Genomic DNA, 10,003 nt, shown 5'->3' on the forward strand with positions numbered 1-10,003 from the left:
GCGCAGGGATGTTTTAATACAGTGAGCACCCGTTGCCAGTTTGCAGCAGAGTAGTGGAGGCACCACCGTACATGCAATGCAGTAGCCGTGCCGGATACCTTGCGTATTCGCTTCTCATCTTGACCCTTTGCGCCGGCTTCTCGCTTGCGGCGCAGACCCCCGGCGGCGCCGCGGACACCGCGAATCCGCCCGCGCAGCAGGCACCGGATGCCACGCCGCAGACGCAGAGCCCTGCGCCTGCCGCGAGTTCTTCGCAGGCACAGCCAAATTATCCGAACGAGCAGGAGCGGGCCCGGCTTGCGCGTGAGGCGCAGGACCGTGTACGGGCGCGACGCGCGGCGCGCACCCAGGCTGTCATCAACGACACCTACAGTCACAAGTACGACATCTACTTCGGATACGCCTATCTGCGCTTCCGCCCCGGCCACTCTCTGCAGCACACGACGGAGTACGGGTGGGATGCTGGCGTCACGCGCTACTTGAACTCCAAGCTCGGCATCACGGTCGATCTGCGTGGCTACTACTCGAACGCGTTCACGGGCCACGTGCGTCCCCAGCTTCCTACGGGCGGCACTTACCAGGGCGGCTTCAAACCCTTCATCAGCAACTACTCCGTGATGGCAGGACCCCAATACTACCTGCGCAAGCGCAAGAACTACGCAGTGAGCGCAAATGTGCTCGCCGGTGTGACGCGCAACCTCTTCTATACCAACTCGGCTGGACTGACGGGTGTCTATGTCGGGCTCTACCCTAACCAGACGCGGCTTGATGTTTCCGCTAACCTGCCAGTGGACATCAACCTGGGACCCGGGCTGGCCGTGCGGATCGCGCCGAGCTACAACCTGACGACCTTCGGCGGCGATCAGCAGCACAACGTCGGCTTCACAGCGGGTCTGAGTTACCGTTTCGGCCACTAGCTCACTTCCTGATGTGCAAACAGACGCGGGCCGCAACCCTGGAGTTGCGGCCCGCTTTCTTGCTGTGGCTTCGTGGTGCGCTAAGCTTTCACTCGCTGGTCACGCCCCTTAGCGGATTCGCGCGGATACTGCGGCTCCGTCATGCTGACCGGGTCGAGAATCGCGCTGATCTCGTCCTCGCTGAGGAGCTTCTTCGCGCGGGCTATCTTGATGATCGACTCGCCTGTCGAGACCGACTCCTTCACGATATCGGCTGCCTGGGCGTAACCGATGTAGGGGTTGAGCGCCGTTGCGAGCGACACCGTGCTCTGCGCGTAGAAGTCGCACCGGTCTTTATTCGCCGTGATCCCGGCCACGCAGCGGTCGTTGAACTGGCGCAGCATGTTGGCGAGGATCGTGGCGCTCTGCATCACGCTATAGGCCATGGTCGGCATCATGACATTCAGCTCGAGCTGACCGCCCTGCACGGCGAGTGCGACGGCGGTGTCATTGCCGATGACCTGAAAACAGACCATCGCGGCCAACTCCGGCATGACCGGGTTGATCTTGCCCGGCATGATCGAGGAGCCTGGCTGCAGACTGGGCAAATAGATTTCCGCGAAGCCGGTATTGGGCCCCGAAGATAGCAGACGAAGGTCGTTCGAGATGCGGATCACCTCAAGCGCAACGCCGCGCAGCGCGGCGCTGACCTCGCCCATCGACGCATTCGACTGCATCGCCCAACGCATATCGGCTGCGGGTCTCAGCTCTTCGCGGGAGATGCGGGCGAGGTTGGTGACTGCCAAGTCGCGGTAGTCGGGATGCGTGTTGATGCCGGTGCCGACGGCGCTGCCGCCGAGGCCGAGCTCGCGGAGAGAGTCGCTGGCAAGGAGCAGGCTGCGTTTCGATTTCTCGATGGCGATGCCATAGGCGGCGAACTCTTGGCCCAGACGGATCGGCACGGCGTCCTGCATGTGGGTGCGGCCCGACTTGAGGATGCCGTCAAACTCCGCAGCCTTACTACGGAAGGTGGTCGCCAGCGTGTCGAGCACGGGATAGAGCGTCTCGAGGACCAGCAGTGCGCCGACGCGCATGCCCGTGGGAAAGACATCGTTCGTCGACTGCCCGTAATTGACGTGATCGTTGGGGTGTACTTCGTTGTACTCGCCCAGCTTGCCGCCCAGCATCTCGTTGGCGCGGTTCGCGATCACTTCGTTGGTGTTCATGTGGAAGGACACACCGGCGCCGGCCTGGAAGACGTCGACGACGAACTCGTCATTCCACTTGCCCTCGATCACCTCCTGCGCTGCCTTCACGATTGCATCCGCGCGCCTGTCAGAGATGAGGCCGAGTGATTTGTTCGCTTCCGCGGCGGCGCGCTTCACCATGCCGAAGGCGCGGATGAGCAAGGGATGTGCTCGCATGCCAGAGATGGGATAGTTCTCAACCGCGCGCGCGGTCTGTGCGCCGTAGTAGGCGCGCTCGGGCACTTCGACAAAGCCGAGGGAGTCTTTTTCCTTGCGGACAGCGGACATCAGGCGTGCTCCTTGCTAATCGGGTGAGGGTAAGTCAACCGATCAGTATAGGGCAGCCTTGTGCCTGCTATCTCTGGAGGAGCGAGCCGCTCGCCTACTGAAGTTCTGGGGTGCCGCGACGCAGGTACAGTCCAGACAGGCCGGCCACCGCGATAATGCCGCACGCAACGATGAAGTAGTAGGTCATCGGCCGCGACGCACCGGGCGAGTAGGTCAGATCCTGACCTACCCACAGGGTCAGCAGCAGCGCGATAACAGAGAACATGCCTGCGATGGTGAGCAGCACCGTCCCGCGGCGGCGACGCATATCGAGCGACTCCACCTGGGCTGGAGTGAGGTTGCGCTCTTCGGGGGGCAGGCTCATGTTCGGCATCGTCGTGATCCTCTGGCGGCTGCGGGAGACCAGCAGCCCGACACCATTTAACCACGATCCTGTGCATGGCTGAAACCCGGCATAGCACCGTCTCAGTCGGCTGCCGCGAAGCAGATATGCTGGGAGAGTCACCCATTCGGAGGGAGCATCACTGCACCTATGAACGCCAACGGATACGCAGCCCAGTCGCCCACCACGCCCATGCAGCCTTACGCCTTCACCCGGCGCAATCCGGGGCCGCGCGATGTTGTTATCGACATCGAATACTGCGGCGTCTGTCACTCCGACATCCACCAGGTGCGCGATGAATGGGGCGGGTCCATTTTCCCGATGGTGCCAGGCCACGAGATCGTCGGCACCGTCCGCGCCGTTGGCAAAGAGGTCACCCGTTTCAAGCTGGGCGACACTGCGGCTGTCGGTGTCATGGTTGATAGCTGCCGCACATGCTCCGCCTGCAAGAGCGGGCTCGAGGTCTACTGCGAGAAGGGGATGGTCGGCACCTACGGCGCGACGGATCGCCACGGTCAGATCACGTATGGCGGCTACTCGGATGTGATCGTCACCGACGAACATTTTGTGTACGGCATCTCTCCCAAGCTGAACAAGGCCGCCGTGGCCCCGCTGCTTTGCGCGGGCATTACAACGTACTCGCCGCTGAAGCATTGGGGCGCAGGGCCGGGCAAGAAGGTCGGCATCGTAGGCCTGGGTGGTTTGGGTCACATGGGACTGAAGTTCGCGCACAGCCTCGGCGCACACACAGTGCAGTTCACGACTTCCATGAACAAGGCCGAGGACGCGCGGCGCCTCGGGGCGGACGAAGTTGTCTTATCGAGCGATGCCAATCAGGTGGCCAAACACCTGCGCAGCTTCGACATGATTCTTGACACCGTCTCAGCGCAGCACGATCTTGCACCGTACCTCGGCATGCTGAAACTGGATGGCACGCTGGTGATGGTGGGTCTGCCGGAGAAGCCGATGGCCCTCCCGCTGTTCAACATGGTCATCCCGCGTCGTTCTGTTGCCGGCTCGGCGATCGGCGGCGTGCCCGAGACGCAGGAGATGCTGGACTACTGCGCGGAGAAGAACATCGTCTCCGATATTGAGGAGGTCGCAATTCAGCAGATCAACGAAGCCTTCGAGCGCGTGCTGAAGAGCGATGTGAAGTACCGGTTCGTGATTGACATGGCCACGCTGAACACGAAGTAAGCCCACGGAGGGCTGCCATGGGATGGATGCCCGGGCAGCCCCCTTCTGCGCTCATGCTTTGCTGCAACGAAGGTCGGAGTCGGCCTTAGAGGAACGCGACCGACTGCACCGATGTGATCTCGAAGCGCTTGCGGCAACGGATGTTCTTGCAAGCCACCATATCGTCCCGTCGCACCATGTACGACTGAGCCTTTGCAAAGCGCGCACGATCGCGTTCATCCGCGTGGCGGGGCGGCGACGCCTTCTTGCGCCGGACCAGCCAACTCACCGGATACTCGTCGGGCGTGCCACAGTGCGGGCAGGTCAAGCTGTGGGTCCGCTGCTCCGGTCGCTCATCAAAAAATTCTCGCTCTTCCATACAGGGCCTTTCTTCTCCGCCTAACCTTGGAAGTATTCCATACGTGTCGCGTGGCGGCCAGTGGGAGCGAATGAGATGACGAAGAAGAAAAAGAGCACGTTCTCTGTCACCAAGGCGGTGAAACGCAATGCCCGCGATCGCGTAGGGCAGCCGCGGCCGGAGAAGGTGATCGTTCCGGAACCGGAGCAGTCTCGCCAGGCGCGCCGCCACAAAGAGACGCTGGCGGATCTGCTGCGCAAGGAAGAGTAGATCCGCAGTTAGCTCGGTGGTTTCAGCCGCTTCGAGGCATCGCGGCCGCCCGGGCTGGCGCGATCGATGCGGACCGCAGCTTCGAAGGCGTGACGCGCGCCAGCATCGTCGTTCCGCTCGGCGAGAATGTGCCCATACCGGTCAAGCGCTGCGGCGGCCAACTCAGGCTTTAACACGCCGCTGTGCGCCGCATCTTCTGCTCGCGGTGCGATGAACGCGAAGTCCTGCTCGGCATTCTGCTTGCGATGATAGAAGAACGGCAGGTGCCAGCTGGTCTCGCCATGGATGTAGCGCACCTCGAGGTTGTCGGGAGCCAATTGGAGCGAGCGATCCAGCTTGGATAGACCGTCGGTTGCGAGCCTGTGCTTGTTCCATACAGCCCATGTTCGGGCTGCTTCTAGCAACTCCAGACTGCCGCTGTAGGCCATCACGGTCGGGTTTTCGGGATGCGCCTGTTCAAGTGAGGCGAACGCCTGCTCTGCACGATCAGTAGCGTCGCTGTCGCCTTCCACGCCGTTGAAGTACTCGACGCGCGCTCTCTCGAACTGCTGCTGGAAGTCGCCCCTGGCAGCCATGTCAGCACCCGCATGCAGTGTGCTGCAAACGGCCGCAGCCATTGCGAACATCGCGCAGGCTCGCCTCATACGTAACAGAAGATGTGCATTAACCAACACGGAATGCGCGCTCCTTCCACTGAACCTTCACACCAAGGATGCGGCGCACGAGCGCCCACCATTGCAGGACTAGGAGTAAGACGATCGACACCGGGTGAAAAGCCGCACCACTGAGCCGCTGATGAAAGCGCGGGATCGCAATCACCCTGGGCAGCAGAGACAACGCGCAGGCCAGCATCGTGAGGGTGACATCGCGCGAGCTCCAGGCTGCGGGACGTAGTAGCTGAGTAATCAGCAGCAACCAGGGCAGCACTTGCCCGGCAAGTAAGAGGATGGTGAACGGCACAATGCGGGCCGGTGCGGCCAACCCCTCCGTCGCATTCTTCAGCAGACCGTTCCACGTCGCGTGCGAACTGCGGTACATCCGGCAGCGTGCCAGGGCGGTCAGGTCGGCGATGTCGGTGCGGTATCCGTGCCTGCGCAGCAGCGCTGGCATGCGCAGGCCATCATGCATCGTGGCTGGGATGGCTGCGTACCCGCCCGCCGCCTGGTATGCGTCGCGGCGCACTAGCAGGAATTGTCCGCAGCCCGCGCCGAAGCCGGGCAGGCGCGTGTAGCGCAATCCAGCGAGCGGCAGATACGCCAGAAGAAGGAAGTGGATCAGCGGCAGCAGGAGCCACTCGAGCGTGGTAAGCGTCTCCTGCTCGGGAAATCCGCTGACCAGGCCCGCACTGCGCTCCACCAGCAGTGCCGCCATGCGCGATATTGCGTCCGACGTGAGCCGCACATCCGCATCGACGAAGCAGAGCAGGTCGTAGCGCGCGCGCGTCGAGAGCACATGCGCGGCATGTGCCTTACCCGCCCAGCCTGCGGGCAGTTGCGGCCCGTGCTCGAGTCGAACGCGCGGATCACGGGCTGCGAAACCCTCCACGATCGTTGCGGTCTGATCGGTGGACCCGTCATCGAGCACCACCACCTCAAACACTATTCCGGACGTGCTGAGTGCCCCTTCGAGCGCCGCTGCAATGTTTTCTTCTTCATCGCGCGCCGGGATGAGAATTGAAACCGCCGGCAGCGAGCCTTTCGCGAGAGGAGGCCGACGGAACAGCGCGAGGTTCCAGCAGAAGAGCACGGCTGGCATAAGCGCGCACCAGAACGAGAGGTGGACCAGTGTGGACCAGTTCATCGCGGCGCCCTTCTCGGCTCGATACGCGGGCGCGTGACGCTGCTGTGCTCCGGATGGAAACGCCGTCCACGCAAGCGCGCCGACATGCGGCTCCACGCGTCGTAGATGAATGCGATGCCGCTTCGACCGCGCAGCATGGTGGTGAAGTTGTCAGGGCTGCGGGCGATCGCCAGGGTTGCTAGCTCGTTCTGCGCTTGGGTCATTGCAGCGGTCAGAATGCTCTGCCAATGGTCTCGATCGAATCGCGCCCCATCCGCGATGTGCAGTGGTGTGCCGATGAGCGCGAGGGCCTCGGGCAGCCGCTCGTCCCAGAACGTATATTCCAGCGCGATGGGAATGACCGTGCAGTGCGGCAGGCGCGCGACCAACGCGGCGAGGCCAGGGCGCCACACCACCGGCCGCTGACGCACATCCGTGAACTGACCCTCCGGCGTCATCCACAATGTAGTGTTGGGACGCGAAAGAATCCCCTCCGCAGTGCGCAGGAAGGCCGCGGCTGCGCGCGACGACTGCGTGTCCACGGGGAACATGCCAATTCGCCGGAAGAAACTGTATCGGCGTAGGGCGGCGGCTTCCATGGGCGCGTAGTGATGAGCGCGCGGCATGAGGTGTTGCGCCAGCAGGAGCGCGATCAGCGGGTCCCACCATGATGCGTGATTGAGACAAATGATGGTGTGGGTGTGGGGTGCCAGCGCCGGAAAACGTTCAGCGTGCGCCAGGCGTACCGCATGGAATGCACGCGGCACATACCACCGCAGATAGCGACGGAAGTACGCGAGCAGCCCAAGCGAGGGCAGGGGGAGGTCAGAATTCGACTGGCCTGCTGCCCCGAGTCGTGTCATGTCAGCCTGTGTGTGCGAGCGAGGCGTCAGCCCGGATGCGCGCACTATGCGCGGTGTCCACTCCGCGATATTGCTGATCGAGCGTGTCTGCCGCGATCCAGCCGCTCATCAGCACCATCGGCATGCCCGGACCGGGGTGGGCCGCGCCGCCGGCGAGGAATAAGCCCGGAACCTCGGAGCTGGCATTCGCTGGCTTGAACGCGCCAGTCATGCGGCCGTGGCTGGAGAGCCCGTAAATTGCGCCGTTCAGCACCTTGTAGCGGTTATGAATGTCGACCGGGGTGAGGGCGCGCTCGAACACGATGCGGTCTTCGATGTCGGTGAGACCGGCAGTGCGCTTCAGCTTATCGAGAATCGTCTGTCGATAGGCAGGAAACATCTTCGACCAGTCGTGCTTGGGCCGCAAATACGGCGTGTGCACAAGCACGTAGAGCGCGTCTCCGCCGTCGGGAGCAGTTGCGGGCTCGGTCTGTGACGTAGACGCGAGATAGCAGGTTGGGTCGGGCGCGGGCTCGCCCAGATCGTAGATGTGGTGGAACTCTTCCTGCGGGTCGCGCGAGAAGACAAAGTCGTGGTGCGCCAGGTGCTCGTAGCGACGGTTCAGGCCAAGATACAGCACCACACCGGAGCAGGCAGGTTCGTAGGTGCGCCGCTTGTCAAACGCTGAAGCCACAGGGCCGCCGATCAGCTCACGATAGGTGCGCACGCTGTCTTCGTTGGAGACGACAGCGTCAAACTCGTAACGCTCACCAGTCGTCGTGGTGAGTCCTGCGACCTTGCCCTGATTCAGGAGGACTCGCTCGATCTCGGTCGACGTGTGAAAGCGAATGCCGAGTTCACCGCCAAGCTTGACCAGCGCCTCGGGCACAGCGCGCGTGCCACCCATCGGATACCAGACGCCCTCCTCAGCCTGCATATGGCCGATTGAGCAAAGGATCGCTGGTGATGCGTCTGGCGCCGATCCGACATACTGCACGTAATGGTCGAGCATCTGCGCTACGCGCGGATCCTTGATAAACGAGCGAATCGTGCTGCCCACCGTCTGGCCCAGGCGCATGCGCATCACGTCCTTGAGCACGGCGACGTTCATCGCGCCGCCGAAGTCAAAGGTGTCCCGCATGGAGCCGATCGAACGCCAGAAGAAGAAACGATCGGAGATGCCGTGCAACTGCTCCGACATGTTCAGGAACTCGAGGTAGCGGTCGCCCATGCCGGGCTCGTTCGCGTTGAGCGCATCGCGCATGGCGCGTGCGTCGTCGCGAAGGTCCAGAATCGTTCCGTCCTCGAAAAAGCAGCGCCACTGCGGGTCCAACCGGAGCAGGGTGAGGTAGTCCGCCATGTTGCGGCCTGCCTCACGGAACACGCGCTCGAGGACCGAGGGCATGATGAGGATGGTCGGTCCCATGTCGAAGCGGAAGCCCTGCTCCCGCAACACGGCAGCCTTGCCGCCCAGCCAGGGGTTCTTCTCGAAGACCTCGACATCGTAGCCACGCGCGGCAAGTGTGCAAGCGGCGGATAATCCGCCGAGCCCCGAGCCAATGACTGCAATCTTCATGTGTTACTCCTCGTGTTGCTTTTCTTGTTGAGCCGCACTCGACACCCTCCGCGCGGCCGCAACAAAGCGGCGCATCGCCTTCAGTCGGCCGCCCCACGTGGCAGCGTGCGCGGCAGCGATGTAGGTGGAGAAGAAGGGCACATGCATGTCGCCGGTTGGCTGATACGCGCGCCGGTCGGCACCCTTCTGCACAGCCAATGTGCGGACTGCTGTGAACTCGAGCAGCCCTTCCGCACCGCGAGTGATGCCGAACCCGCTCTGCCGTCGTCCCCCGAAGGGCAACCGCGGATCGGCCGTGGGCACAACGCAATCATTGATCATGACGGTGCCCGCCTGAAGCTGTGCGGCCAGCGCGCGCGCCTCGCGCTCCGGCCCGAACACGCTGGCGGTCAGTGCGTACGGGCACATGCGATGCGCAATACGCGCCTGTTCGACTTCATCGAACGCCATCAAGCTCAACAGGGGCGCGGCGATATCGGATTGCATGGCGAGCATCTCGGGCTGTGCCTTGTCGATGAGGATGGCAGACGTGCCCGCCGCGGTGTCCGGAGCCGCTCGATTCACAACGGCACCGGCATGCTGTGCATCCTGCACGATGGCAGCCAGCTCGCGTGCAGCAGCAGGAGAGAGCGGAATGGGAGGCATGCTCCGCAAGCGATCCAGCAGCGCTGTGCGCAGAGGCTCCAACTCGCTCGCCGCAACGAAGAGACGTCGCGGAGCCATGCAGGTGGCCGAGCCGTTCAAGCGCACTGCAAATGCAAGGGCTTCGGTGACGTGGAGAAGGTCTGCTCCGGGCAGGACAAAGACCGCATCGCAGCCGGAGAGTTCCATCACAGCAGGCGTTACAGTCTCCGCGAGTCGCGCGAGAACCGCGCGGCCGGTCGCGACATGCCCCGTTAGCACAACTTTGTCGACGCCAGCATCAAGCGCGGCGCGTCCTGCTTCGACACTCGAGTCAAGAACGGTCAGCAGATCTGGAGGCATGCCGGCTCGTTCAAGCATCTTGCCAACTTCATGCGCGCATTCGACTCCAGTGTGCGCCGGCTTCCATAGCACCGCGTTGCCGGCAACGATCGCCTGCAATGCCTGCACACCCGGCAGGAACAGCGGGTAGTTTCCGGGTCCCAGAATCAGAACCACACCGAGCGGCACGCGCTCGACGGTCGCCTCCACATGCCGCTGAAAAAAA

11 protein-coding genes are annotated in these 10,003 nt (G+C 63.0%); 3 read left to right on the forward strand and 8 right to left on the reverse strand.

Annotated elements, in window-relative coordinates; genetic code table 11:
• Positions 1–119: 119 nt before the first annotated feature.
• Positions 120–917: a hypothetical protein gene (locus AC5IJH_RS08505; RefSeq protein WP_491902387.1), complete on the forward strand. Its 798-nt coding sequence runs from the start codon at positions 120–122 to the stop codon at positions 915–917.
• Between the two features lie 80 nt (positions 918–997).
• On the opposite strand, the gene AC5IJH_RS08510 is transcribed toward AC5IJH_RS08505, so the two are convergent.
• Together AC5IJH_RS08510 and AC5IJH_RS08515 are read right to left on the reverse strand one after the other, a co-directional pair.
• The gene (locus AC5IJH_RS08510) at positions 998–2,431 is read right to left on the reverse strand and encodes an aspartate ammonia-lyase (RefSeq protein WP_491902388.1); all 1,434 of its coding nucleotides are present in this window, start codon (positions 2,429–2,431) and stop codon (positions 998–1,000) included.
• A 94-nt stretch (positions 2,432–2,525) separates the two neighbouring features.
• Positions 2,526–2,804: a hypothetical protein gene (locus tag AC5IJH_RS08515; protein WP_491902389.1), complete on the reverse strand. Its 279-nt coding sequence runs from the start codon at positions 2,802–2,804 to the stop codon at positions 2,526–2,528.
• A gap of 159 nt (positions 2,805–2,963) precedes the next feature.
• Between AC5IJH_RS08515 and AC5IJH_RS08520 the strand changes: the two genes are divergently transcribed.
• Positions 2,964–4,010: an NAD(P)-dependent alcohol dehydrogenase gene (locus AC5IJH_RS08520; protein WP_491902390.1), complete on the forward strand. Its 1,047-nt coding sequence runs from the start codon at positions 2,964–2,966 to the stop codon at positions 4,008–4,010.
• A gap of 85 nt (positions 4,011–4,095) precedes the next feature.
• Here AC5IJH_RS08520 and AC5IJH_RS08525 read toward each other — a convergent pair whose 3' ends face one another.
• Complete coding sequence (locus AC5IJH_RS08525; protein WP_491902391.1) at positions 4,096–4,317, reverse strand: hypothetical protein; 222 nt, start codon at positions 4,315–4,317, stop codon at positions 4,096–4,098.
• A gap of 126 nt (positions 4,318–4,443) precedes the next feature.
• Between AC5IJH_RS08525 and AC5IJH_RS08530 the strand changes: the two genes are divergently transcribed.
• Positions 4,444–4,617 (forward strand): hypothetical protein, encoded by a 174-nt coding sequence (locus tag AC5IJH_RS08530; RefSeq protein ID WP_491902392.1) that lies wholly within the window; start codon positions 4,444–4,446, stop codon positions 4,615–4,617.
• Positions 4,618–4,625: 8 nt separating this feature from the next.
• Here the strand turns inward: AC5IJH_RS08530 and AC5IJH_RS08535 are convergent, their stop codons facing one another.
• The 5 genes from AC5IJH_RS08535 to AC5IJH_RS08555 form a co-directional block, all read right to left on the reverse strand.
• Complete coding sequence (locus AC5IJH_RS08535; RefSeq protein WP_491902393.1) at positions 4,626–5,192, reverse strand: hypothetical protein; 567 nt, start codon at positions 5,190–5,192, stop codon at positions 4,626–4,628.
• Positions 5,193–5,280: 88 nt separating this feature from the next.
• Positions 5,281–6,417, reverse strand: a complete 1,137-nt coding sequence (locus AC5IJH_RS08540; protein ID WP_491902394.1) for a glycosyltransferase — start codon at positions 6,415–6,417, stop codon at positions 5,281–5,283.
• On the reverse strand, positions 6,414–7,259 hold the full coding sequence (locus AC5IJH_RS08545; protein WP_491902395.1) for a lysophospholipid acyltransferase family protein: 846 nt from the start codon (positions 7,257–7,259) through the stop codon (positions 6,414–6,416). Before AC5IJH_RS08545 ends, AC5IJH_RS08540 begins: the two co-directional genes overlap by 4 nt.
• Before the next feature lies 1 nt (position 7,260).
• The gene (locus tag AC5IJH_RS08550) at positions 7,261–8,814 is read right to left on the reverse strand and encodes a phytoene desaturase family protein (protein ID WP_491902396.1); all 1,554 of its coding nucleotides are present in this window, start codon (positions 8,812–8,814) and stop codon (positions 7,261–7,263) included.
• Between the two features lie 3 nt (positions 8,815–8,817).
• Positions 8,818–10,003 (reverse strand): aldehyde dehydrogenase family protein (locus AC5IJH_RS08555; RefSeq protein WP_491902397.1); only part of this gene is annotated, 1,186 nt, incomplete at its 5' end.

Source organism: Candidatus Dedyshia acidiphila (assembly GCF_051025295.1).
In the GTDB taxonomy this organism is placed as follows: domain Bacteria; phylum Acidobacteriota; class Terriglobia; order Terriglobales; family Acidobacteriaceae; genus KBS-83.

What these genes read in the sequence shown, in the direction of transcription:
- AC5IJH_RS08515 (WP_491902389.1), bottom strand. Translation starts at nt 2,804, where the DNA reads ATGCCGAACATGAGCCTGCCCCCCGAAGAGCGCAACCTCACTCCAGCC.
- AC5IJH_RS08550 (WP_491902396.1), bottom strand. Translation starts at nt 8,814, where the DNA reads ATGAAGATTGCAGTCATTGGCTCGGGGCTCGGCGGATTATCCGCCGCT.
- AC5IJH_RS08530 (WP_491902392.1), top strand. Translation starts at nt 4,444, where the DNA reads ATGACGAAGAAGAAAAAGAGCACGTTCTCTGTCACCAAGGCGGTGAAA.
- AC5IJH_RS08535 (WP_491902393.1), bottom strand. Translation starts at nt 5,192, where the DNA reads ATGGCTGCCAGGGGCGACTTCCAGCAGCAGTTCGAGAGAGCGCGCGTC.
- AC5IJH_RS08540 (WP_491902394.1), bottom strand. Translation starts at nt 6,417, where the DNA reads ATGAACTGGTCCACACTGGTCCACCTCTCGTTCTGGTGCGCGCTTATG.
- AC5IJH_RS08510 (WP_491902388.1), bottom strand. Translation starts at nt 2,431, where the DNA reads ATGTCCGCTGTCCGCAAGGAAAAAGACTCCCTCGGCTTTGTCGAAGTG.
- AC5IJH_RS08545 (WP_491902395.1), bottom strand. Translation starts at nt 7,259, where the DNA reads ATGACACGACTCGGGGCAGCAGGCCAGTCGAATTCTGACCTCCCCCTG.
- AC5IJH_RS08520 (WP_491902390.1), top strand. Translation starts at nt 2,964, where the DNA reads ATGAACGCCAACGGATACGCAGCCCAGTCGCCCACCACGCCCATGCAG.